Source organism: Streptomyces sp. NBC_00984 (assembly GCF_045162475.1).
In the GTDB taxonomy this organism is placed as follows: Bacteria; Actinomycetota; Actinomycetes; order Streptomycetales; family Streptomycetaceae; genus Streptomyces.
Window position 1 is genome coordinate 1,109,267 of sequence record NZ_CP108734.1, and the last position, 23,332, is coordinate 1,132,598.

The following is a 23,332-nucleotide window of genomic DNA, read 5'->3' on the forward strand; positions in this document are numbered from 1 at the left end:
CTTGACTATTGCTCGGCGTAGGAATCGCGCCGGCCGAGGTACCGCTGGAGCGGCCGCCACTTCTTCTCCTCGCCGATTGTGTGCTCCACGCAGATCCGCGCGGAGGACTGCCGTCGGCGCGCCTCGCGCCAGGCGTAGTTCTCGCCCAGCGGCACTTTGTCCTTCGGCTTGCGTGGCGGTGCCTGGACCTGGTTGGGGAAGTCGTTGGCCAGGCCCCGGTAACCCTCGTCGACCTTCGCCTTGACCTGCGGATACAGACACGGCTGCTCGGCGATGCCTTCGGTGCGCATCGCGGTCCGGTCGTGCATTCTGCCGGGCCGGTCGGCCCCGGACCACAGCAGGCGTCCCGAGCCGTCGCTGATGGTGGTGGTCTTGGCGGTGTTCTGCTTCTTCTTGCCGGATACGAACGCCTTGCGGCCGGGGCGGCCGGCCTGGGGGCGGCGGACCTGGGTCTCGGTGCCGTCGATGCGCAGCTCGACACCCTCGGCCTTGGCGTAGGCGAAGACATCGGCCAGGGTGCGCAGGCGGATGCCGGGCCGGTCGGGGACGGCGAAGCCGCGGACAGCCAGCAGCGGGCGGATCTCGTGGATGGCGCGGGTGACGGTTGGGCGGGAGACGCCGTAGAGCTCGGCCAGTGCCGCGTGCGGCAACTGCAGACGCAGGTGGACCACGGTGACCAGGACCCTGTCGGTGAAGACCAGCTTGTGATCCGGCCCGGCTCCGGCGGCCCGCTTGCGCTCTCCGCCACGACGCTCACGCAACTCGGACTCGCACCGCCCCAGCCAGGGGTCGGCCAACTCCTGGATCAGAACGCCGAGATGTGCACGCTCAAGGCCGCAGAAGGCAGGATGAGACAAGGCCGCACGGGCTCGGTAATGCGTCACAACATCACCAACCCGTGCGGCCACCGTCACGTCACGGTTCTCCGGCGGCCCGAGCGAGGTAGGACTTCGCGACCAGTTCCTCCACCAGAGCGCTCTTCGCCCTCGAGTAGTCCCGTCTGCCCTGACTGTCGGCGCGGAACCGCTGTGCGAGGGCCACCTTCAACGCGCTGTAGCGCCGGACTTCATCGGGCCGCTGACGTAGGTAGTCACGGAGCAAGACGTGATCAAGGTGGGGTCTGGAGCCTGTGACCACGCTATACAGGTGATGTTCGGGGGCCGCAGGAGGGGCTTGAAAGGCCTCCCGCCCCGGAATCCCCAGATCGCCTTCGTGCCGGTAGCCCTGCTCGGTAAGCCGGGAGATCAGCTCGGGCATGGTGGCGTCCTCGGCCACCACAATGTCGAGGTCGATGATCGGCTTGGCGGCACATCCGGGCACGGCTGTGCTTCCGACATGCTCAATGGATACAGCCAGGTCCGCGACGTGAGGTGCAAGCCGCTCCCGCAGGTCCTCAAACCGCTCGGGCCATCGGGGGTCATAGTCGCCGACCACGATCACGCCAGTCATGCCAGCAGTCTCGCAGGATCGCCAGGGCCCATCGAATCGCTCTGACGGCCCCGGCTATCGCGTACCAAGTCGTAAGAGCTGTGCTCGCTGTGGTGGCGGTCGGTGCCGGGGAAGTCGCAAGGCGCCCCCGGGACTTCAAGTTCTCGGACAAGAGCCGGCCTCCCGGTCCCGTCCACTGCCACCGCAGCGTACCCAGTCTGACGATCAGATCGTTGAAACCCGTGGTTCGAGCCGTTCGCAGGAACCACCTCTCACTGAACCCGGAGCCGCCGAGCTCTTCCACAGACCGAGGGCCCTGCGGATAGCTGGGGTCACGAACGGCTAATCGGATGCAGGGCCATCGAGCCCTTCCATTAGGGAGACGCGTGCCCCCGCGCGGCTGCGACCAGCAGTAACCCCGACCGAGAGGAACCGAACAGCACAATGAGAGTGTTCTGCGGCATCGGCTGGGCCAGCGACCATCACGACGTCGCCCTGGTCGACCACGACGGAGCCATGGTGGCCCGAGCTCGGATCGGAGACGACGTCGCTGGTTTGCAACAGTTGCTGGACCTCCTGACCGAGCACGGCGACACCGAGAACTCCCCGATCCCCGTGGCCATCGAGACGTCCCGCGGGCTCCTTTTCGCCTGCCTGCGCGCCACCAAACGCCCCGTCTATGCCATCAACCCGATGGCCGCCTCCCGCTACCGCGATCGCCACGCAGTCGCCCGCAAGAAGTCCGACCACCTCGACGCCATGGTCCTAGCGAACGTCCTCCGCACGGACCGGACCGCCCACCGGTCACTGCCCGGCGACAGCGAACTCGCCCAGGCCATCGCCGTCCTCGCCCGCGCCCAACAGGACGCGGTCTGGAACCGCACCCAGGCCGGTAACAAACTCCGCTCACACCTGCGCGAGTACTTCCCCGGCTTCCTCGCCGCATTCCAGCACACCCGCGAAGGACTGTGCTTACCCATCGCACGCGTCGTCCTGGCCACCGCTCCCACCCCGGCCCACGCCGCCAAGCTCACCCGCACCCAGCTACGGTCGCTGCTGAAGAAAGCCGGCCGCCAGCTCGGCATCGAGGCCGAGGCAGACCGGCTTCGCGAGGCATTCCGGCTTCCCCAGATGCGGCAATTACCCCAGGTCGAACAGGCCATGGGATGCCAGACCCTCGCGCTGCTGCGGCAGTTCGAAGCCGCCTGCACCAGCGCCGACGACCTCACTGCCGCGGCAGTGGCGTCCTTTGATACACACCCGGACGCCGAGATCACCACCAGTTTGCCAGGGCTCGGCTCACTCACCGGCGCCCGGGTGCTCGCCGAGATCGGAGACGACCGATCCCGCTTCACCGACGCAAAAGGACTCAAAGCCTTCGCCGGGGCCGCGCCGGTCACCCGGGCGTCCGGCAAAAGCCTCGCCGTCATGGCCCGCCGGGTCAAGAACCAGCGACTCGCCGCCGTCGGCTACGTCTGGGCCTTCTCCACGCTGTCGTCACCCGGGGCCCGCGCCCACTACGACCGTCGGCGAGAAGCCGGAGACCGCCACACAGCCGCCCAACGCCACCTCTTCAGCCGACTGCTCGGCTGCCTCCACCACTACCTCACCAAGCGCATGCGCTATGACGAAACCATCGCGTTCCCACCACTCGAGACAGCCGCCCTACCTACAGCCGCTTGACAGATCAACCGCATCGGATGTCTGGGATGCGGCCATAGCCCCGAGCTGGTCACGGACCAGCTGCTCGAACTCGGCCCGGTGATCCGTCAGCCACGAGAGGTAGAACAGGCCCTGGTTGACGACACCGGGATCGACGCCCCGCTTGTACTCGATTTTACCGACCGCGGGAGCTCGGATACCGGCTCTGAACTGCGACGGTTCATAGGTTACATGTCCGTGACGCCGAGTTGGGGCCGTTGACGCCTTCGGCGTCGCAGGCGATGGACAGCCCAACCCTGGCCGACGGGTACGGGGAAGGCTGACCGGCTCTCTTCGGCAGAGGGGCTGAGGTCCACCACCTCAGCCCCTCAAGGGTTAATCAGGCAGCAGCCTCTCCGTGTGCTCGCGTAGCCGCCGCGCTTCTTCGACCGCGAACCAAGGGCCGTGTGGGCTGAGCGGCTCACCCCGCACGAAGGCGCTGAGCAACGCAGCGGGCGGGTCATCCAACACCTTGAGGATCGGCACTATGGCCTCGTCGACTGACTGGGCAGACTGGCGCATGGCGTCGATCTGCGCCATGACGCTCGGGGTGTACTGCCCGGAGAAACTGGTGCTGACCATTCCCGGGTTGAGCAGTACATACCGCACGTTCGTCCCCGGCCGTCCAGCCGCGAAGCCGACGCCGAGCAAGTCGTTGAGCCGCCCGCCTTGTGCGAGCGCCCGTTGCCCGTCGTACTCCAGCGCCAACTCCAGGTCCTCCCAGCGGATCTCTCCTCCGCCGCCGGGACCGGCGACGTTGAGAATGACCGGGGTGCCAGCGGCTTCAAGCAGGTCAACCAGCTCGTAGCTCAGTACGAAGCGGCTCAGGTAGAAGTGCGCGAAGGTGTTCTCGAAACCCTCGGCCGTGACCAGACGGGTGCTCCGGAAGTGCCGGGCGCACAGCACCAGAGCGTCGACCTTTGCGAAGGAAGACCTGATTCTGTCGGTCACTGCTCTGGTCTCGGCCATCAGGCTCAGGTCGGCGCGCATGAAGTGCGCCCGTCCGGCCGCATCACGCTGTCGCGCAGCGTCGAGCCATGCTTCGCCCTTCTCCGCACTGCGCCCGACGACCACCACCTCCTGCCCCCTTTCCAGGTACTCGAGTGCGAGCGCCTTGCCAATGCCGTCCGTGCCACCAGTGATGACGTAGGTCTTCATACCCGCTCTCCTTCGGCTCACAGGAACCGCGCCGCAATCTTTTCGGGGGTGACGTGGACGGTGACCAGTTCCGGGAGGGCGGCATACGACTCCGGGTGGTGTTCGGCGTATGTCTTGCCGGTGTACTTGACGGCCAGTTCGTCCATCCGCTCCCGGCTGCCCGCGCCCTCCAACCGCGCGGTACCGCTGATCACCGCGTACCCGTACGGCTCGGCCGGCGGATTGACCGCCACGCTCAGCCGCGGATCGCGCCGCAGATTGCGCACTTTGAGCTTGTCGATTCCGGTCACGAAGAACAGGTCGTCGCCATCCCGCCCCACCCAGACCACTGACTGGTGCGGGCTGCCGTCGGGTTGGAGAGTCGCCACGGTGACGAAGACTCTGGAATCGAGGGCGTCTTGCAACTTCTCGGACATGTGGACCGGGCTCACGCATGACTCCTGGGATGAGGAATGAGGACTGATGCGACGGCGGATACATCAGACGAATCAAGGGCCACAACTATGCGACACTTAGTCGGTTACTTGCAATAGGAGTGTGGCATATATTGGCCCATCAGCCCCGCACCTGTGTATGCTCCGGTCACGATGAGAGCTGACGCAGCACGCAACCTGGACGCGGTCCTGCAGACCGGAGCACGTCTGTTGGCGCAGGACCCCGGCACGAGCATCGCGGCGATCGCAGCGGCGGCAGGCGTTGACCGACGCACCGTCTACCGGCGCTTCAGGACCCGCGAGGCGCTGATGGCCGCCGTCCATACGGCCAAGCTCGACGCCTGCGAGCAGGTCCTCGCCCAGGCGCGGCTGACAGAGGCGCCCGTGGCGGTGGCGCTACACCGATACGCGGAGGGCATCATCACCGTCAGCAGACGGTGGCCGGTGGACTTGCAGCAGGTAGAGGACGAAGCGGCGGCTGCCCGTCTCCACTGGCTGATCGAGCAACTCGACGCCTTCTTGGCCCGCGCGGTGCGCGAGGGATTCATCCGCCCCGGTCTTCCGGACCGCTGGGCCCGCTCCCTGCTCGTTCATCTCACCAACATCGCCTCGCACGAGATGTCGGAGCTGGCTCCTGCCCAGGGAGCCGACATGGTGGCCCAGTCCCTGTTCACCGGACTCGGCCCCACTTGACGCAACTGCGCCACCCGCTTCCTACCGTCGCGCACCCGTGAAAGGGGATAAGGGCAGAAACACGCGGGTCAGCAGTCCGTGGCCGGAGAATCAGGCCGAGCAGGTCGGGGATCACCCCGAGTACCAGGCGGCCGATTTCAGGGAGCCCATCACCGTTGCTGTCGCTCGTCCGGGTGGTCTCGTGGGACGGCCCGTCCACCGGGACGGTGGACGGGCCGTGAGTTGGTCAGCCGGACAGGATCAGGTCGCTGATCCCGGGTCGGTGATGCGGGCTTCGAGGTCGGCGACGCGGCGGTCTTGGAAGCGGAGGTTGGAGCGCGCGGCCTTGAGTCGCTCGTCGAGGGTGCGGTTGTCGGTGGTGAGCTGGCGGATGCGCTGCTTGAGGGCGGTGTTCTCGGTGGTGACCCGCTGGATGGCCTTCTCGGTCCATTCGGCTTCCAAGTCGCGGATCTGTCCGAGAAGTTCGCCGATGCGGGTGCGCTGGGCGAGGATCTCGGCGTGGGCGGTCTGGAGGGCGTCCTCGGCGTTCAGCCAGGTCGCCTCGTGCTCGTCGTCCTGTTCGGCGTGCATCCGGACGCGGCGTTCACCGGCCTCGGCTATCGCCGAGGCGATGACAGCTCGGGCCTCGGGGTTGTCGTAGAGGAAGGTGCGCGAGACGTCCGCTCGGCGGGCGACGGCGGCGACACTGACCTGGGCCTTCTCTCGTTGGAGCCGGGCGATGGCCTGGTGGACGCGCTCAAAGGCGGCTTCGGTCTTGCGGCGGCGGGCGGCCAGAGCCGCCGCGGTGCGGGGTTCGGGAACAGTGACGGTGTTCATGCGGCTTCCTGTTCGGGGTCGTCACCGTCGGCTGTGCACGTATCGCTGTACTTGTCCGGCTCGTCGCCGCCCGCGTCGGCGAGGTCGGCGGCACGGAAAGCGGTGGACCACACGCGATGGAAGTAGTCCTGGGGTTTGCGCAGATCCAGAGCGAGGGCGTCGTCGAGAAGGCCGAGTCCGGCCAGGGCCTTCTCCAGGCCGTCGATGGCACGGGCGGTGGGCTCGAAAAAGCGGTGCAGGTAGTCGGCGGTGGCGTCGTCGGGGGCACCCTCGGCCAGCAACCGCCACTGCTCGCGCTTGCGCCGCCAGTAAAGGAGGTCGGCGCCGGACAGGGCGAACTTGTCGCAGTTGTGGCAGTCGAGGTTCCAGGGGCAGGCGCCGCCGTCGACGACGGGCTGGAAGGTGCAGAATCCGCCCTCGGCGGGTGTGCTGCGGCGGGACAGGTCGATGGCCTGGGCCTGGGCCTGTTCGCGGGTGAGCGGGGTGGTGTCGCTGGTGAGGAGTTCGCCGGGGTGGGCGGTGCCGGGTCCGGCGACCCAGACGTGCTGGAGGACGTTCTCCAGGTCGGCGCTGGTCAGGTTGACGTAGTGCTCAGCCATGCGGTCGGAGACCTGGCCGAGGTAGCGGCGGATGTGCGTCAGGCTCGCACCGTGCCGCAGCAGCCGGGTGGCCAGCGTGTGCCGGGCCTGGTGGGCGACGTAGTGACCGCCGAGGTCAAGCTCGGCGATCCAGCTGCGGAAGCCGGTGTGGAACCAGGTGTAGGACAAAGCGCGGCGGCCATCGGGGTTGAGGATGCCTGTGGGGAACAAGGCCAGATGGGCGCGCTCGGCAGCAGTGGGCGGGCGGCCGGCGTGCCGGTCGGCAAACCGGGACAGGGTCTTGCGGCGGCGTTCTTCGAGCCGATCCAGAAGTGGGTCGGGGATGCGGACGGCCGCATTCAGGTTGCCGACCTTGGTCTGGTCGTGCCAGAGCAGGGGCAGCCCGCCGTAGCGGCCGACGCAGTCCAGGCGGAGCTGGATGACCTCGCTGGCGCGCCGGCCGGTGACGATGATGGTCTCCCACATATCCCGCAGGCCCCAGTCGTGAGGGTCGTAGCCGTCGGCGAGCTGCTGCAGGTTGGCCTCGTCCGCAAGCGCCCGGGCGACCTCGTCGGGGAAGGGGTTGCGGCTGCGGGGCGTGCCTGGGCCGCCGACCGGCATGGCGGCGATGAAGCCGCGGTCCAGGCCGATCTGCTCGGCGCTGCCGCTGTCCAGCGCGCCGCGCAGCAGGGCCCGGCCGTAGTTGAACACCATCCGGCGCGAGTTCTCGGTGACCTTCGCCCTTTTGCCGTCCAGGCGGGCCTGGCCGCGGAAGGCCAGGCCGAGGCGTTCACGGTTGCGCAGGTCCGCGACGAAGCGGTGGACGTGCTCGCCGCGCAGAACGGACGGGTCGTGGCCGCCACCCGGCGCCTCAGCCTCCAAAAACGCGGACAGTTCGGCGCCGGCGCGGCGCACGAAGTCCACCGGCTGGGCGCTGCGCGGACAGGTAGGCGAGCGCGGCACGTCGGCGACGTGATCCCACAACAGGTCGCGCAGCCACCGCTGGGTGATGCAGGTCGGGTCGACGTAGCTGGAGCGGTGCAGGAAGCGCACCCCGAAGTGCTCGGTCTCGATGTAGCCGGCATCCCGGGTCTCGGAGGGGATGAAGTAGACCTTCCGCAGGGCCTGTTGCATCTCCTGGACCATGCGCTGGTGGTAGGCGCGGCGGAAGACGGACGCCTCCAGGCCAGCCAGGGACGCCACGTCGCGGCGCTGGCACTCGTCCGCGAGCGACTGCACCCACGTCAGATGCCACACGGCGACGGGCTGCAGGCCGTGGACATACATGCCCCACTGCACCTCCGCCCGCAGCAAGGGCCGCAGCCCCCGCAGGTTATCGAACTCCACCGCTACCACCACGCCAGCCGAAGCGCCTGGCCCAGTGGTTGCATCGACGACAAGCCCGCCAAGGTACAGATCGGCGGCGGAGCTCATCGCATCGACGGCTTCTTCAACATCGACGCCGTTCCGCCGGCCGACCTCCTCTGGGACATCCGCGAAGGCATCCCCCTCCAGGACAACAGCGTCGCCGAGATCTTCTCCGAGCACTTCCTGGAACACATCGACTACCCGCGCTCCGCCAAGCACTACGTCCGAGAGACGTACCGGGTCCTCGAACCGGATGGCCGGATCATCACCGGCGTCCCTGACGCCGCCTTGGCCCTGAGCCAGTATCCCGGCCCGCTGGACAGCTCCGACGAAATGATCGAGCGCTGGTATGCCAAGCGCGACTGCCTCGGCGACATCAACACCCGCCTCGACCTCGTCAACCTCGTCTTCCGGGACCAGGACGACAACCCCAAGTACACCCCGCACCTGTGGGCCTACGCCCACGAGAAGCTCGTACGACTCTTCACCAAGGCCGGCTTCACTACCGTCGAGGCCTGGACGTTCGACCCCGCCATGGCCAACCCGAAGCGCCAGTGGGGCAGCGTCTACGTCATCGCGACGAAGTAGCGCCTCCACGCAACAGCCGGTGCAGACGCGGGACCTTCGGCTGCCACCCCGCACTAGCCAGCCCAACACGCGCCACGAGAACTCTCCGACGCTGAGCCATTCGCCCAGCGGGCCATGTCGCTCAGCGCATCGCGTGGCCATGGGGCCATGGGGCCAGCGCGAACATAGCGCGGGATCGTCGTGTTGACTGAACTACCGCTGAAGTATTCGCAGTTCAGGGGGTGTGGTGCTAGCTTCCCGACCATGCTTGAGACGGGCGGTATTGCCCGGGATCTGGTGAACTTCGTGCTGCCAGAGACTGGGGCGTTGGTCGAGTCGTCGGATCCGCTGCAGCCTTACGTGCTGCTCGATGCCCAAGGTGCTGCGGCAGCTCCGGTGGCTGCGTTCTTCGCCGAGCTCCAGGCGTGCTCGCGTTCGAGGTCCACGATCCGTTCATACGGGATGGACTTGCTGCGGTGGTGGCGGTTTCTGGCCGGCTGGAATGTGCCCTGGGATCGTGCGCTGCGTGGTGACGCGCGGGACTTTACGCGCTGGATGCGGATGGCACCGAAAGCCTCCGGCAGGCCCGGACGGCATCGGGTCTCCAAGGATGCAGAAGTCGTGCGGTCCGTAGCGGCCATGCCGAATTCAGTCACTGGGCGGGCCGGGCCTGGCCCGTTGTACTCCGCGTCGACTCAGGCGCACTGCGAGACCGTCCTACGGTCGTTCTATGCCTTCCACCTGGAGGAGGGCACCGGCCCGATCATCAACCCGTTTCCTCCAGCCAGAGAATCTCGTCGCTTGCCGGCATTGGCCGGTCGGGCATCGCGGCAGTCGTCGGGAGGCCGGTATCGGCCATCGGTCCCACAGCGTCTCCCCAGGAGAGTTCCCGACGAGCGCTTCAATGAGCTGTTCGCCGCGTTGCGGCACCACCGGGACCGGGCTCTGCTCGCGTTCTGGGTATCCAACGGGGCTCGCGCGAGCGAACTACTCACCAGCCGTCAGAGCGACGCACTACCTGGTGAGCAACTGCTCGGTGTGATCCGGAAGGGAACCAGAGCCTTTCAGCAGTTACCTTCCTCGCCCGATGCGTTCGTGTGGTTGCGGCTGTACCAGGAGGAGGCATGGCGTGCAGGGGTGCCCCGAGCGGGGAGTCAGACGTTGTGGTGGACTTTGCGGCGCCCGTTTCGGCCGCTGAACTACCACGCGGCACGGGCGATGTTGAATCGGGCCAACGCGTCGCTCGGTGCGAACTGGACGCTCCACGATCTGCGGCACACCGCGGCCTACCGAATGGCTCGCGATCCCTCATTGGCGTTGACGGATGTGCAGTGGGTCCTTGACCATGCCCATCTGACCACCACCCAGATCTACCTGAACCCTCGGGAATTACATCAAACGGGCGAGAAACCGCAGGTCACCAGGTCACGGCGAGGTGTTGAAGGACTCCGGCGCAGAGACCCGCTCAACTGCCCTGTTCCAACTCGCCCCGAGCTGCCTGCGGCAGTCCTCGCCCGCACCCTCGGTATCGACATCACCGTCGCCGTCAAATGGCAGCGAGCCGCCGCCGGAGACTGGGGCGCCTACGCGGCCGAGATCAGCCGCCGAAAGAAGGACCGATGAAAGCTTCCATAGCGATCGCGCAATTTCCCATCACGTGGGACATCCAGCAAAACCTCGCGGCCATCACCTCGCTCCTGGCAAACGTCCAGCCAGACGAGATCGTCGTCCTCCCCGAAGGCGCCCTGTCCGGATACGGCACCGACCTCTCAGCCCTCAGACGTCTCCAACCCCTGGCCCTCGCACACGCCATGGACCGCCTCGCAGAGCTAGCTCAGCGCAGAGCCATCCACCTGTTCTGCGGCACGTTGCTATTCGAACACGGCGCTTGGAGTAATGCCGCCCTCTACTTCTCCCCGGACGGCACCCGCTGGACTTACCGAAAGATCAACCTGGCAATGAACGAGCGAGGCCAACTCGATGCCGGCTCTGAGCTCTCGACACTCCCGATCCATCTGGCGAGCGGGCCCATCACGCTCGGCGTCCAGATTTGCCGGGAGATCCGCTTCCCCGAGCAATGGCAGCATCTAGCCGACCGCGGAGCACAAGCTTTCATCTACCTCACCCATGCGGCCAACCCCTCCGAGCCTGCAGGGGTCTGGCGGAGCCACCTCATCAGCCGCGCAGCGGAGAACCAACGGTTCGTCCTGGCAGCCAACGTGGCAGATCCTCACCAGCACTGCCCCAGCATGGTCATCTCACCGAGAGGAGAGGTCCTCGCGGAAGTGCGCTCCGGCCAGACCACCGTAATCAGAACCATCATCGACCTCGACGAGTCGGCCAATTGGTACCTCGGCCAGCGCCGACGGGACCTACTGAAGTCGAGCTATCAAGCATGGACAAACAGATAGCAACTGGACGGTTGGAGAACCCCTGCGGCCAGGCATTCCGAGAGTTCCAATACCCGACTCCACCATTATCGGCTGGCCGGGAGGAGATCGTCGAAGCGGTCCGCGCACACCACCGGCGCCAGACGACGGCTGCCCAACTTCCATCTGCCCCTGCGGCCGGGTATCAGGCCGAGTCACTCCACGACCTGTTCGGAGGCTCTTGGTGAATGTCCGGGTTCGAGACATGAGCAGCGTTGCGCCTCCCCGCCTCGAGGGCCGCCGGGCGGACGGGGGCGGCAGCTGGCAGTGTGATGCGCAAGGCCCAAGAACAGTTTCCACCGCGGGCGGTGGGAAAGCGGTGGGCGATGACGTGCGCCGACGTCGATGAGGTTCTGGCGGTTCTGGATCGCCGACCGTTTCGGGCAGAGAAGGCTCACACCCGGTGGGCGCGCAGAAAGGGTGCGCGTGCTGTGCTGACCTGGCTATCCGGGGTTTCCTGGTGAGACCTGGCAGCAGCGGTGGGACGCGTCGCCGACCTCGGCTGCCCCGGAGAGCTGGTCCGAGCTGGGACATGCCTGGGTGAGTACCGTGGCCGAGGTCCCACGGGACTTCGTGCAGACCGGCCTGCTGATGCTGGTCAGTGCCGATGTGCTGCGTCTGCCGCTGCCCTGGCTGTTCGGCTACCGCACCACTCACCTGCGGCCGTTCGTCGAAAGAACCCGAGATCCACAAGGCACCGTCCGGCTGCAGGAACTGGTCGGTGCCAGGCGCTGGACCTCGATCGGTGGCGGCAGGGCCCGCCTGGCTCTGGTCCGGATCATGCTCGCCAAGGGCGGGAGTCTCGCCGACATCACCCCCGGGGACACCTTTGAGTACTACACGACACTGCGGAGTCTGGACGGTGCCCGAGCCAGCGGCACCCTTTTCTACTCCTGGTTGCGGGAGCTCGGCTACCTGCCCGGTGATGCGCCGGCAACGCTGCGTTTCCTGCACCGGGTCACCGGACAGCTCACCTGCGCTCAACTGGTCGACCGTCACGGTGTGGCCAACGCGCCGGTTCGCGAGTTGCTGATCGACTACCTGGAGGAGCGCCGCCCGCGTCTCGACTATGGCACGCTCGACAACCTCGCCCGCCATCTGACCCGCAACTTCTGGTCCGATCTTGAAGCCCACCACCCGGGTATCGATTCCCTCGACCTGCCGCCCAGCGTCGCCGCCGCGTGGAAGGAGCGCTTCCGCACGCGTCTCCAGCGGGACAGGCGCCCGGACGGGAGTGTGCAAGAGACCCGGGTCGAGCGCGCCGACTACGTGCAACTGCTTGTGGCAGTACGGGCGTTCTACCTGGCTATCGCCCGTTGGGCAGCCGAGGAACCGACTCGGTGGGGTCCGTGGGCGGCGCCCTGTCCTATCAAGGAAGCCGAGGCTTCCGACCGCAAACGCCTCAAGCGGACCAAGGCGCGCATGGATCAGTGCACCCGCGAGCGGCTCCCCACGCTGGAGTCGTTCGTGCAGGCCGCTCGCGACCACCTCCGTCGCCAGGAGACCCGCCTGCAGGTCCTGCTAGCCACTGCGCCGGGCGCCACATTCACAATCGACGGTGAGATCTTCGTCCGCACCCACAACGCGACGACCGCAGCCGCCCGCAATGCGCACGGCACCTTGCAGCACTTCGGGCAAGCCGAGCACCGGGCATTCTGGGCCTGGGCGGCCGTGGAGGTTCTGCGCCACACCGGTGCCCGCATCGAGGAGATGCTGGAGATCACTCACCACTCCATGCTTCAGTACCGGCTGCCCACCACCGGCGAGACTGTCCCTCTGCTGCAGATCGCCCCGTCCAAGACGGACCAGGAGCGCATCCTGCTCATCAGCCCGGAACTGGCCGACGTCCTGGCCGCTATCATCCGGCGCGTCCGCGACCCACAAACCGGAGCCGTCCCCCTGCTGTCCGCCTACGACTACGAAGAACGCATCTGGCACCCACCAGCCCCACTGCTCTTCCAGCGGGACCGCGGCGGCGAGCGATCGCGCATGTCCGGCGAATTCATCCGCCGGACCCTGACCGAGGTCCTCGCGGTCTCCGGACTCACCGATACCGCCGGTCAGCCACTGGACTTCGCCCCGCACGACTTCCGCCGTCTGTTCATCACCGACGCCATCCGCTCCGGCCTCCCGCCACACATCGCACAGGTCATCGCCGGTCACGCCAACATCAACACCACGATCGGCTACAACGCGATCTACCCGAGCGAGACCATCGAGGCACACCGCGCCTTCCTCACACGCCGCCGCGCGCTACGCCCTTCCGAGGAATACCGAACCCCCACCGAAACCGAATGGGAAGACTTCCTCGGCCACTTCGAGCGCCGCAAACTGTCTGTAGGCACCTGCGCCCGCGCCTACGGCACAGCGTGTGTACACGAGCATGCTTGCTTCTCTGAACTACCGGCGGCAGCGGGTCAGCGGCCGCCGGTAAACCAGTGGCTCTGCGTGGACGAGCCTCGTAGCTTGTGCGTTCGTGACTGATGATCCGCAGATGCGCCCGAACCGACACGATCTCGGCCGAGTATTCAACGAGGTGCCGGAACTCTACGACCGGGTCCGGCCGGGATACCCCGACGAACTGTTCGCGGACCTTGGCGCCATCACCGGCATGGACGAAAGGTCGTCGGTGCTGGAGGTGGGCTGCGGTACCGGTCAGGCGACGCGCACGCTGGCAGCGCTCGGATGCTCAGTGACCGCCGTTGAGCCGGGCACGGACATGGCCGCACTCGCTCGCCAGCGGATCGCCTCCTTTCACAACGTCGAAGTCGAGACGTCGACCTTTGAGGAGTGGGACGACCGCGGTCGACGCTTCGATGTTCTCGTGGCTGCATCGTCTTGGCACTGGGTCGACCCGTCGATTGGCTGGCAGCGGGCGCACGCCGTGCTCTCTCCCGGGGGTTGGATGGCGCTGCTCGGCCACGTCGTTGTCCGTCGGCCGGGAGAACCGGAGGTGTATGCCGAGACCGCCGATCTGCACGAGCGGTTCTGTCCCGGCAACCCCGGCTGGGGTCATCCGCCGCTGGAGGACGACGTGCGCACCACCGACGAGGGTTGGGGCCTGGTCGACGATCCCGGGGGATTGTTCGGCCCAACGATCGTGCGCTGGTATCCAACCGTTCAGTGGTTCAACGGGGACGGCTTTGCCGATCACCTTCGCTCGTTGTCGCTGTACCGGAGGCTCGACCGCGACGTCCGTGAGCCCCTTCTCGACGCCATCGCCGAGCGCATCCGCACGCGGATGGGCGATCGAGCATCACGCCGTTATCTGAGCGTCCTGCGGGTCGGACGCCGCGCCGAGTGAGGCCAGGGACCGATCTCTGAACTACCGGCCGCGGCCTAATCAGCAGTTGGAGAGGACTCTTTCGTCTCCCGCCTGCCGAGGGCGATCTGGCCGAGGGCCGGCATGCCGAGGCTGACCGTATTGGATCGGCGGGTCACCTCGGCGTCGAGCTGCGCGAGCTTGTCCTGGGCGCCGGCGAGGCTGACCTGCAGGCCCTCCACCTCGCCGAGCCAGCCTTCGAGCTCGGCCTCGGCGATGCGGGCGATCAGGTTGTCACGGATGTCGGCGAGCCGTGCCCGTTGGGCCGTGTCGGGTCGAAGGAGTGAGCATCTGACACAGGCGTGTTCATGGACACAAGGAGACCCGAAGGCGCGTGCGCAGGTGCCGATGGACACCTTCCGTTTCTCGAAGTGGGCCAGGAAGGAGTCCCACTCCTCCGCGGTTGGGGTTCGGTATTCTTCGCCTGGGCGAGAGGCTCGGCGGCAGGCGATGAACGCTCGGTGGGCCTCGATCGTCTCGGCAGGGTAGACCGCTTTGTACCCCATCGTGGTCTCGATGCTTCTGTGCCCGCAGATCACCTGGGCGATGTGCGGCGGCAGGCCGTTCATGATGGCGTCGGTGACGAAGATCCTCCGGAAGTCATGGGGCGAGAAGGTAAGCGCCTCGCCGTCGGCGCTGGTCAGGCCGGTGGTGGACAGGGCGTTGATCAGCAGTTTTCGGATCGCGGTTGGCGTGAATGCGCGGTGTTCGGAGCCGACATCGCGCTGGAACAGCAGCGGCATCGGCGGGTTCCAGACCTTCTCGCGGACGTCGTAGGAGGCCACCAGCGGTATCGCCCCGTCGGGGCCGCGCAAGCGGCTGATGATGGCGCTGAGGACGTCTGCGAGTTCCGGGCTGACCAAGAGGAGTCGTTCGGTGTCGGTCTTGGACGGGGCGATCTGCAGCAGCGGTACGACTTCGCCGGTGGACGGGAGCCGGTACTGGGTGACGCTGTGGTGCGTCAGCTCCAGGAGTTCCTCGTTGCGGATGCCGGTCAGACGGAGGACCTCGATCGTGGCGAATGCCCAGAATGCCTCCTCTTCTTCGTAGGTCAGGTTCCGTCGCCGTCCGCCGGATGCCGTCTCTTCGGCCCAGGTGAGGTGGCCCGCCGCCGTGGGGGCGATGGCTCTGCGCAGCGACCCGTCGGTGCCGGGGATCAGCGCCCCGGGCTCGGTGTTCCTCGCCACCTGGAGCAGGTCGGCGGCCGCGCGTCGCCGACGGTCGGCGGTGCTGGTCAGAACGGGCAGGACGGGTAGTCGCTCGCGCGTGCGCTGGTCCATCCGGGCTTTGCGTCGTCTGCGTTCCTTCGCCTTGCGGATCTCGTCGTCGCTGATGGGACAGGGCACGGCCCATGGCGCCCAGCGGCCTGGTTCCTCGGCCGCCCACTGCGCGATGTCGAGGTAGAAGGCCCGCACTCGCATGAGCTCGTCCTTGGCATTGAGCCGCGGACTGGAGACCTCGATGCTGCTACCGTCGGGGCCGGTGACGGTGCGCTTCTTGACCTTCAAGTCCTCCTTCCAGGCGCGGGCCACGGTTGGTGGCAGCCGCAGCGAGTCAATCCCCGGCGCCAGGGCTTCTACCCGGGCCCAGAACAGTCCCGCGAGCGTGCGCGAGACCGCGTCGAGGCTGGCGAAGTCCAGCGCAGGCTGCCGCTCCCTCAGGTAGTCCACGATCAGATCGCGAACCGGCCGGCACTGGATCCGGTAGCGATCCACCAGCTCTTCGATGCTCAACTGGCCGAGGGCAAGACCGAATGCCCGGATCGTTGCCGGGGAGTCCTCGGGGAAGATGCCCAGGGCGCGCAGCCGCAGATAGAAGTCGACCTTCTTCTGCCCGCCACGGGCATGCACCCGGCGCTGGGCGTCGACCAGTTCCACGCAGTCGCCGACCGCGATGTCGCGGATCTGTCCGCCCTTGCAGGCCAGCAGGGTGGCGATGCGTGTCGCGGCGATCTGGGCGTCCTTGCGCGAGCTCGCCGGCCCGGACTCGGCCAGATGGTGCAGGCGCGCGAACCCGTCGGGGTCCCGGACCTTGGCCATGACGGAGGCGAGATACCGATGGGTGCGGGTAAGCATCCAGGGCAGACCAGGTCGGATGACGTCCCCGCAGATCAGCATGAGCAGCCCCGAGGACAAGTCATCGCGGTCATGTGACGGCGAGTGACCGCGCTCGCGCAGCCACCGCAGCGGAAGATCCACCCAGGCAGCACCGGGGAGATCCTCCGCGCCGCTGGCCCTCCACCGTTGCTGCCAGGTATCTCCCGGCAAGCTCGACAGCCAGCGCAGCAGCTTGGCCACCCCGCGTCGACGACCGGCTCGGGTCCCATTGGCCGCCGAGTCGAATGGCGGCGCGGTCAGCCGCCGCAGCGTCTCCTCCAAAGGCTGTGCCGTGTACGGCCACCACAGCTCTTCCGCCCGGGCCGGAAAACGCGCCCGCAGATAGCTGTTCCTCGCCTGCGCCTGCTCCGCCGTCGCATTCGTGGCCTCCAACGGCTTGCGCGTCACGTGTTTGACAACCGCGGTCATGACATCCGGCCGAACAAGACGTCCAGCGACGCTGGGTTGTAGCCCGGCGCCGGAGGCGGCGGCACCGGCTGGCTGCGCTCACGGGCCTGACGCTCGTGATGGGCCAGCACCCCCGCCACGACTTCGTCCTTGCGCGGCGTCAGATACACCTCCGTGGCGGACAAATGCGCATGTCCGAGCACCCATTGCACATCAGCCAACGTCAACTTCGGGTCGCGCACCATGCGGACGGCCGCACTGTGTCGTAGATCGTGAAGGGTCCAATCGGCGCCGAGCGAGGCGTTGACCCGCTCGAACATTCGGTGTGCACCGTGATAGGTCAGCGGCCGAAACGGGCGCCGCCGTGTCCACCACACCGGCTGGGTGCGACCGCGTGGCACCTCGCCGTGTACCTCCTGCTGATAGAGGCGCAGCCACACGAACGCGTCCGCCGACGCCGGCACCTGCTGCACCGCCCGCGAGCCCTTTCGCACCACACTGATCAACTGCTGGCCGGGGTCGATGTCGCGCTGGCGGATGCCGATCAGCTCCGATGCGCGTACTCCGGTGGAGATCCAGATCGCGACCAGGGCCCGGTCGCGGTGGGAGGGCAGCGCAGCGAACAGCTCGTTGAACCACTCGTCGGGAATCGAGCGCGGGATCCGCTGCGGAAGGCTGGGCCGGTAGCGCCCCACCCGCTCGGGCTTCCAGCCGTCCATCGGGTTGTGGTGCGCGTGCGCCCGGCCGGAGCGACGTGACAGATCGAGTGGGAACGGGTTGAGCAGCGGGCCGGACCCCGCGTCGCGGTGGATGTCGTAGAACCGTCGCAACACCGTCTCGCTGTGCGCGACGGTAGTCGGCGCGTAGCCAGGCCCGGCCGACGGCTTCCCAGTCACCGGGTTCGGGGAGCCACTGACCTGGGCCGAACGTCGAGCCGCCGTCTTGCCCCGTCTCGGCTTGACCACCAGCTGAATCCAGCGACTGAAATCCCTGGCCTCCGCTCGGGTCGCACCGTCCCAGGGAATGTCCAGTGCCTGCAGGAAACGCCACCACCGAAGCAGATCCATCCCATAGGAGCGGACCGTCGACGGAGCTTTCCCTGCGGCCAACAACTCCTGGAAGTAGACGGCGACCGCCTCCACGGTCACACCGTCGGGATCGAGGAGCCGATAGGGCTCGTACCGGTTGCCGGTTTCCATCAGCCGGCCCCACCGAGGAACCACCAGTGCCGCCAGGTCCCGTCCGGGAGCATCGTTCATCACGACCGGTGACCGTAGCGACCGAAGACCCCATCTGCCCCCTGAACTGCACAATCCCCGTAGTTCGTTCAGTCAACGGGGCGTCCGCTGCTCTCTTCTGCGTCCGGACCCCCGCCCAGCGCGAGCGCCTCGTCGAGATCCGCGACAACCTCATCGCCCGCATCACGGAGGCAGAACAACAAGGCTGGCTCGGCGAGATCGAGGGGCTCCAGGTGAGCCTCACCGGGGCGGAGTCCAAGATCCGGCAGATCGACGACTCCTCGCCCGTACCTGGGCCGCCCGTGCACCTGGGACTCCCCCACCTCGCGGAAGTCGTAAGTGAGTGTCTGGAAAAGCGTTCAGGACGCAAGGGCTGATGAGGACGCAGACGTGCCACCTGCGGCGGGACGGACTCGGCCGACGAGGTAGCCCGATGCTGCGACTACGCCTCTGAGGCAGCAATGGTTGGGGGGACGAATACGCAGAACTCGTTGCCTTCCGGGTCGGCAACGACAACCCAGCGAAAGCCGTGTTCGCTCTGTTCTCGAGAGATCCTCTGGGCGCCGAGTTGTTGGAGGCGCTCGACCTCGGTGTCCAGGTCCTCGGTGTCGAAGTCGAGGTCAAGGTGCATCCGGTTCTTGACCTGCTTTGATTCCGGGACCTGCTGTAGGAGAAGGGTGGGTGCGGGAGCCGGACCGACCAAGCTCAGGTATGGCGATCCCTCGAAGCCGCGCCGGTATTCCAGCGGGGCGAGCGCAGCGAGCCAGAATCCCGCCTGCGCTTCGATGTCAACACAGTCCAGTGTCACGACGATCTGCATGACGGAACGGTAGGAGACTGCGACAGCCTTGGCGATCCGATTTTGGTAGCGCCAGCTCTCGCTCCCTGATCCGCGTCTCGTCTGGGGGCTGTTGCGGCGATCAGTCCTTCTTCGACTAGTTCATGCGGGGGCCTGGGCAAGGAACCACACCAGCACCTCTCTGGCAACGCATTCGTCAGGAATCACCGGTAGTTCAGAGAAGCCGGTTAGCCAAACCGGCGATCCCGCGCATCCTTGTTAGTCCACCGCCACTACCTGCCCATACGTCGAGAGGCACCATCCAGGCGACCACGATCCAAACGCGAAGCGCTACTCACGGCTGAGGCGCCGCCGACCGTTCACGCCGCTGCGTAGCTCGCACAGAACAGATCCTGGGCACGCTCCACGTCCCTCGGGGTGCATAGCTTCACCTCCAGGTCGCCCGTGCCGTGGTGGCCGAGCCCCGTCACGTCCCGGGTGAAGCCGGGAACGAGATCGACCTCCTTCGGGTCGGCCTTGAGATAGACGAGGAGCGCATTGTCGGCTCAAATTCACCCACCACTCCTTGCGCACACAGGGTGGATTTTCGCCACTTCCACGGAGATTCCCACCATCCGCCAAACAAGTGATCGAGTGGCGAGCCTGGCTTTTCGGCCGGGATTATCACAACTCACGGCACCGGAAATCGTCCACCCTTTCGAATTCTTGATGGATTGTCAGTGCCGCCTCCTATGGTGGTCAACACCTTCGAGTGGCGGCGAATTCGCAAGCAGCGCACGGAGGCGAGAGATCGACATCTCTGGGAATTCGTCAGAACGGATGGCTCCCAGAAATCGAGCCGAGCGGGACTCGCGGATCAACAGGAAGGGGAGAAAGTGGCGGAGGACTGGTGGAGGCGGCTTGAGCCCGACCTGTGGGAGCCCCTGACGGAGCGGGTGCCTGTGGTTCGTGAACTTCTTGCCGCGGTCCTGGGGGCTCTGTTGCTTGCGAGTACACGGACACCGATGTCGACCCTTGCCGACGTACGCAACCTCCTTGCGGAGGCGGGCTACCACGACCCGATCAGCAACGAAGATCTCGATGCCGCGCTGAAGTCCCTCATCGACTCCGGTCATGTCGAGCCGCTCGAGGACTACACGGCGGCGGTCTCCAGCTACGCCGATGCCAAACGGAGGCGGGACGCGTGGGCGCTGACCAAGCAGGCCCGGATCATGGTTACCGCCGTACGCGATGTCATCGACAGCCTGGATCGTTCCCTTCAGCTCCCCCCGCGGCTCCTGGATGCCGTGGGGCGACTGTGCGCCGGACACTCTCTCACTTTCACCAGGATGCGGATCTGCTGGCCACCGATCTGGCGCAGATCAAGGCGCACTTGGAGCAACTCCAGGAGGCGAGTGGCGACTTCTACGGTGCCGTAGCGGCCCTTGTTCAGCACGACGTGACTGATGATGCCGTGTTCACCACCAGTCGCGAACGTATTCTCCTGGCTTTGCGTCACTTCGCCTACCAGACACAGCGCGCCCTGGACCGTGTCCGTGCCGCTCTGGCCGAACTCAAAGCTGTCGGCGCGAGCTCGATCGTCGAGCGTGCACTGCCCGGAGCGGGTGTCCTGGATGCGCGCGCCCAGCACTCCTGGCTGACGGAGAAGCGGCAACAACTGGGCGGCCTTGACGCTTGGTTCGCGCCTCGCGGGTCGATCGAGCGGCTGATCGAGGCGTCAGCGGGCGCGATCCACACGCTGCTCGGGGCCATCGAGCGGCGCTTCTACGCCAATTCCCGGGGCAGTGATCTGGGAGCGGATTTCCGCCAGCTCGCTCGCCTGATCCACGCGCAGCCAGCCGAGGATGCGGCGTACCAGGTCTTTGCCGCAGGCTTCGGTATCTGGACAGCGCATCATCCTCGGCGTCCGGAGTTCGAGGACATCGCGCCGGGATTCAGCGCGTCTGAAGGGGCCATGCACACCGCCGAGGCCGTACTGCGCACGAGCGAACGTGGCGCCCGGTCTGCGGGCCGGCCGCCGAAGATTCCGGACCTGGCCAAGAAGCGGGCACATGCCGAGTTCGTGTCGCAAGTAGATCTGGAGCGGCGGTCAGCGCTCGCACAAGATCTCATCACTCCCGGGAGGGTTCCCTTGACCCACTTCTCCGGCCTCGATGCCGACCACACGTCGGTCTTTGTCACCTTGCTGGAGGAGGCGCTCGACGCCTTCGACCACGGTGCGGGCTGCGGAACGGCGGAGACCGTGGGGGCTCGTCTGCACTTGTGGTTGGGCGAGTTCGGGCGGATGGTCACGGTAGAGCTGGAGGAAGGCCACCTATGCTCACCGGACCTGCGCGTCGAGATCGTCGCTCTGGGCGCGGTCTCAGCAGCCGGATCGACGGAGGTTGCGTGATGTCCGGCGCCGACGATCTGCCCGATGCCTACACGGACGATGAAATGGCGGAGCATGCGAATCCGGAGGTTCGTTCCGTCATCGCGTCCTTCCTGCGTAGTCAGTTCCTGACCGTCGAATCCGACCCGGATCTCTTCCTTCTCGCGGTCCACCACAAGGATGAGGTGCGGGCGTGGTTCGCTGGCACGCTCGGATGGCTGTTTGAGGCGTACCCCGCCGACGGCATGTGCCGCCTGTACAAGCGACGGTGGGATCCTCCCGCGGACCGGCCTCCGCGTATCAACCTGCCGGGCGCGACCAGGGGCCGCACGGCGTCGCCCTTCGTGCTCACCCTGATGTGCCTGGTGTGTGAACAGCTGTGGCGTCACCCCGAGACCAGCTTCAACGACCTGCAGCGTGCGCTCGTCCAGACCTGCGTCACGGAGTCCGAGTCTGGTCGCCTGCCCCGCTTCCAGCCCGTGACCCACGGCTGGCGAGGGGCGGGCACGGGTCAACGCGCATCGGCTCGCACTGGTGGATGCGCTGCGCCTTCTTGAGGGATGGCACGTCATCGCTGTCGATCAGCCGCTGGACGTCGCGGAACAAGACCATCGCGCCGATCTCGTCGTCATAGCTCGCCGGGACCATCTCGCCGCTCTTCCCGCCACCTTGTCCCCGTCCTTGATGGACATCGACCTTGACCGTCCACAAACGCATGTGCCAGCGCTGCGCGGGGACCAGGCTGAGCTTCCCGACCATGCCTCCGCGCGCCAGCAGGACCTGAGACGGCGGCACACCGCCCCTGCGCGCCGTCCTCGACGACCCGGGTGTGGCACCGCATTCCGGCTCTGGTACGGGCCGCTACCTGGCGTCGACCGGCGGGCAACGCCAGGCCGGCGATGCCGCCGCTGCCCTGAGGTTGTCCCGGAACCGGTGGTCCGGTTGGTGTGTTGGCTGGGCATGGGTGGGGTGATCTCAGCGGATGATCCGAAGTGGATCGAGCCGATCTCCGGAACGAGCGAGGTGCAGTTCGTCAGGCTGGTGGCGTTGGTGCGGCGTCGCGGCGGTGGCGTTCAGCGTGGCTGGCCGTGGCGGCTGCCGCTGGAGGACCAAGTGTTGCTGGTAGCAACGTACTGGCGCACGAACCTGACGTTACGGCAGGTGGCGCCGCTGTTCGGGATCTCGAAGTCTGCAGCTGACCGCATCCTCGATCACCTGCGCCCTGTCTCGCCTTAAGAACTGGAAGATCCTGCGGGACTGCCGCCTGAAGGGCAATGGTGTTCACCAGGCCATGCTCGGCATCGCCCGACTCCACAACCTGGCCCTCACCGAGCCTTTTCCAACCTCACGCTGAGGCGTGATGAAGGACGAGGACAGCCTGGACGATCGCTGTGATGCGGTTGGTGCTGTAGCGGAGTTTCCGTAGGAGACGCCAGCTCTTCAGGGTGGCCATGGCCTGCTCGCCGAGGCAGCGGATCTTGGCGTGTGTGCTGTTGTGGCGGCGCTTCCACCGCTTGAGGTGACGGCCGCGGAAGGGCACCCGGATGGAGTTGCCGACGCCCTGGTATGTCTTGTCGGCCCAGTACTTGAGGCCGACGTCGATGAGTGCTTCGACGATGCCGTGGGTGCGGGCGGCGGTCAGGTCGTGGGTGGAGCCGGGCAGTGCGGGCGAGGCCCACAGCAGGCGGCCGAACGGGTCGGTGAGGACTTGGACGTTCATGGCGGCAGCCCTCGCGGTCGGGGGCGGAGCGAGTCCGGCCCTCGCGAAGCCTCCACACCCCGACGCCACCACGCATACCGAGATCATCCCGCACCAATGATCACGAACCGCAGGCAGGTTGCCGGTTACTGAGACACGCTCCTAGGTAACCACCCGACTCTCCGCACTATCGATGGCCCCTGCACACCAAGCCCGAGCGGAGGCCC

20 protein-coding genes and 4 pseudogenes are annotated in these 23,332 nt (G+C 66.8%); 11 read left to right on the forward strand and 13 right to left on the reverse strand.

Features of this window, described 5'->3' with window-relative positions; translation table 11 throughout:
• Nucleotides 1-5: 5 nt before the first annotated feature.
• Complete coding sequence (locus tag OG520_RS04730; protein ID WP_406012287.1) at nucleotides 6-857, reverse strand: transposase family protein; 852 nt, start codon at nucleotides 855-857, stop codon at nucleotides 6-8.
• A 58-nt stretch (nucleotides 858-915) separates the two neighbouring features.
• Nucleotides 916-1,449 (reverse strand): GrpB family protein, encoded by a 534-nt coding sequence (locus OG520_RS04735; protein WP_406012288.1) that lies wholly within the window; start codon nucleotides 1,447-1,449, stop codon nucleotides 916-918.
• A 423-nt stretch (nucleotides 1,450-1,872) separates the two neighbouring features.
• Here OG520_RS04735 and OG520_RS04740 point away from each other — a divergent pair, with 423 nt between their 5' ends.
• Nucleotides 1,873-3,111, forward strand: a complete 1,239-nt coding sequence (locus OG520_RS04740) for an IS110 family transposase (protein ID WP_406012289.1) — start codon at nucleotides 1,873-1,875, stop codon at nucleotides 3,109-3,111.
• A 21-nt stretch (nucleotides 3,112-3,132) separates the two neighbouring features.
• Here OG520_RS04740 and OG520_RS04745 read toward each other — a convergent pair.
• The 3 genes and pseudogenes from OG520_RS04745 to OG520_RS04755 all read right to left on the reverse strand — a co-directional run.
• Nucleotides 3,133-3,288 (reverse strand): annotated as a pseudogene (locus tag OG520_RS04745) (transporter); the annotation flags it as partial.
• 177 nt (nucleotides 3,289-3,465) lie between these two features.
• A complete protein-coding gene (locus tag OG520_RS04750; RefSeq protein WP_406012290.1) occupies nucleotides 3,466-4,287 on the reverse strand; it encodes an SDR family NAD(P)-dependent oxidoreductase in 822 nt (273 codons plus the stop codon).
• Between the two features lie 17 nt (nucleotides 4,288-4,304).
• A complete protein-coding gene (locus OG520_RS04755; protein ID WP_406012291.1) occupies nucleotides 4,305-4,718 on the reverse strand; it encodes a PPOX class F420-dependent oxidoreductase in 414 nt (137 codons plus the stop codon).
• Nucleotides 4,719-4,874: 156 nt separating this feature from the next.
• Between OG520_RS04755 and OG520_RS04760 the strand changes: the two genes are divergently transcribed.
• The gene (locus tag OG520_RS04760; RefSeq protein ID WP_406012292.1) at nucleotides 4,875-5,414 is read left to right on the forward strand and encodes a TetR/AcrR family transcriptional regulator; all 540 of its coding nucleotides are present in this window, start codon (nucleotides 4,875-4,877) and stop codon (nucleotides 5,412-5,414) included.
• A gap of 240 nt (nucleotides 5,415-5,654) precedes the next feature.
• On the opposite strand, the gene OG520_RS04765 is transcribed toward OG520_RS04760, so the two are convergent.
• Both OG520_RS04765 and OG520_RS04770 read right to left on the reverse strand, forming a co-directional pair.
• Entirely contained in the window at nucleotides 5,655-6,230 is a 576-nt protein-coding gene (locus OG520_RS04765; protein ID WP_406012293.1) for a DUF6262 family protein, read from the reverse strand.
• The gene (locus OG520_RS04770) at nucleotides 6,227-8,095 is read right to left on the reverse strand and encodes a tyrosine-type recombinase/integrase (protein ID WP_406012294.1); all 1,869 of its coding nucleotides are present in this window, start codon (nucleotides 8,093-8,095) and stop codon (nucleotides 6,227-6,229) included. The genes OG520_RS04765 and OG520_RS04770 overlap by 4 nt, the downstream gene beginning before the upstream one ends.
• Here OG520_RS04770 and OG520_RS04775 point away from each other — a divergent pair.
• The 5 genes from OG520_RS04775 to OG520_RS04795 all read left to right on the forward strand — a co-directional run bounded on the left by OG520_RS04775 (nucleotide 8,084) and on the right by OG520_RS04795 (nucleotide 14,476).
• Nucleotides 8,084-8,764 (forward strand): class I SAM-dependent methyltransferase, encoded by a 681-nt coding sequence (locus OG520_RS04775; RefSeq protein ID WP_406012295.1) that lies wholly within the window; start codon nucleotides 8,084-8,086, stop codon nucleotides 8,762-8,764. The two genes, OG520_RS04770 and OG520_RS04775, sit on opposite strands and share 12 nt — an antisense overlap.
• A gap of 243 nt (nucleotides 8,765-9,007) precedes the next feature.
• Entirely contained in the window at nucleotides 9,008-10,366 is a 1,359-nt protein-coding gene (locus tag OG520_RS04780; RefSeq protein ID WP_406012296.1) for a tyrosine-type recombinase/integrase, read from the forward strand.
• On the forward strand, nucleotides 10,363-11,154 hold the full coding sequence (locus OG520_RS04785; RefSeq protein ID WP_406012297.1) for a carbon-nitrogen hydrolase family protein: 792 nt from the start codon (nucleotides 10,363-10,365) through the stop codon (nucleotides 11,152-11,154). The genes OG520_RS04780 and OG520_RS04785 overlap by 4 nt, the downstream gene beginning before the upstream one ends.
• Nucleotides 11,155-11,721: 567 nt before the next feature.
• The gene (locus OG520_RS04790) at nucleotides 11,722-13,656 is read left to right on the forward strand and encodes a tyrosine-type recombinase/integrase (RefSeq protein WP_406012298.1); all 1,935 of its coding nucleotides are present in this window, start codon (nucleotides 11,722-11,724) and stop codon (nucleotides 13,654-13,656) included.
• On the forward strand, nucleotides 13,649-14,476 hold the full coding sequence (locus OG520_RS04795; RefSeq protein WP_365694701.1) for a methyltransferase domain-containing protein: 828 nt from the start codon (nucleotides 13,649-13,651) through the stop codon (nucleotides 14,474-14,476). Before OG520_RS04790 ends, OG520_RS04795 begins: the two co-directional genes overlap by 8 nt.
• Before the next feature lie 35 nt (nucleotides 14,477-14,511).
• Here the strand turns inward: OG520_RS04795 and OG520_RS04800 are convergent, their stop codons facing one another.
• Together OG520_RS04800 and OG520_RS04805 are read right to left on the reverse strand one after the other, a co-directional pair.
• Nucleotides 14,512-17,019 (reverse strand): tyrosine-type recombinase/integrase, encoded by a 2,508-nt coding sequence (locus OG520_RS04800; RefSeq protein ID WP_406011728.1) that lies wholly within the window; start codon nucleotides 17,017-17,019, stop codon nucleotides 14,512-14,514.
• Nucleotides 17,016-18,197 carry a tyrosine-type recombinase/integrase gene (locus OG520_RS04805; RefSeq protein ID WP_406011727.1) on the reverse strand — a complete coding sequence of 394 codons (1,182 nt, stop codon included), beginning with the start codon at nucleotides 18,195-18,197 and terminating at the stop codon, nucleotides 17,016-17,018. The genes OG520_RS04800 and OG520_RS04805 overlap by 4 nt, the downstream gene beginning before the upstream one ends.
• Before the next feature lie 68 nt (nucleotides 18,198-18,265).
• On the opposite strand from OG520_RS04805, the gene OG520_RS04810 reads away from it, so the two are divergent.
• A complete protein-coding gene (locus OG520_RS04810) occupies nucleotides 18,266-18,613 on the forward strand; it encodes a hypothetical protein (RefSeq protein ID WP_406012299.1) in 348 nt (115 codons plus the stop codon).
• Nucleotides 18,614-18,678: 65 nt separating this feature from the next.
• Here OG520_RS04810 and OG520_RS04815 read toward each other — a convergent pair whose 3' ends face one another.
• The 3 genes and pseudogenes from OG520_RS04815 to OG520_RS04825 form a co-directional block, all read right to left on the reverse strand.
• Nucleotides 18,679-19,056 carry a VOC family protein gene (locus tag OG520_RS04815; protein WP_406012300.1) on the reverse strand — a complete coding sequence of 126 codons (378 nt, stop codon included), beginning with the start codon at nucleotides 19,054-19,056 and terminating at the stop codon, nucleotides 18,679-18,681.
• Nucleotides 19,057-19,394: 338 nt separating this feature from the next.
• Nucleotides 19,395-19,568: pseudogene (locus OG520_RS04820) on the reverse strand (transporter); the annotation flags it as partial.
• Nucleotides 19,569-19,751: 183 nt separating this feature from the next.
• Complete coding sequence (locus tag OG520_RS04825) at nucleotides 19,752-20,345, reverse strand: hypothetical protein (RefSeq protein WP_406012301.1); 594 nt, start codon at nucleotides 20,343-20,345, stop codon at nucleotides 19,752-19,754.
• Here OG520_RS04825 and OG520_RS04830 point away from each other — a divergent pair.
• From OG520_RS04830 to OG520_RS04840, 3 genes and pseudogenes are all read left to right on the forward strand, one after another.
• Nucleotides 20,333-21,427 carry a DUF2397 family protein gene (locus OG520_RS04830; protein WP_406012302.1) on the forward strand — a complete coding sequence of 365 codons (1,095 nt, stop codon included), beginning with the start codon at nucleotides 20,333-20,335 and terminating at the stop codon, nucleotides 21,425-21,427. The two genes, OG520_RS04825 and OG520_RS04830, sit on opposite strands and share 13 nt — an antisense overlap.
• On the forward strand, nucleotides 21,427-21,963 hold the full coding sequence (locus OG520_RS04835) for a DUF2398 family protein (protein WP_406012303.1): 537 nt from the start codon (nucleotides 21,427-21,429) through the stop codon (nucleotides 21,961-21,963). The genes OG520_RS04830 and OG520_RS04835 overlap by 1 nt, the downstream gene beginning before the upstream one ends.
• Nucleotides 21,964-22,366: 403 nt before the next feature.
• A pseudogene (locus OG520_RS04840) lies at nucleotides 22,367-22,633 on the forward strand (transposase family protein); the annotation flags it as partial.
• Nucleotides 22,634-22,751: 118 nt separating this feature from the next.
• Here the strand turns inward: OG520_RS04840 and OG520_RS04845 are convergent.
• Nucleotides 22,752-23,126 (reverse strand): annotated as a pseudogene (locus OG520_RS04845) (transposase family protein); the annotation flags it as partial.
• Nucleotides 23,127-23,332: the final 206 nt, after the last annotated feature.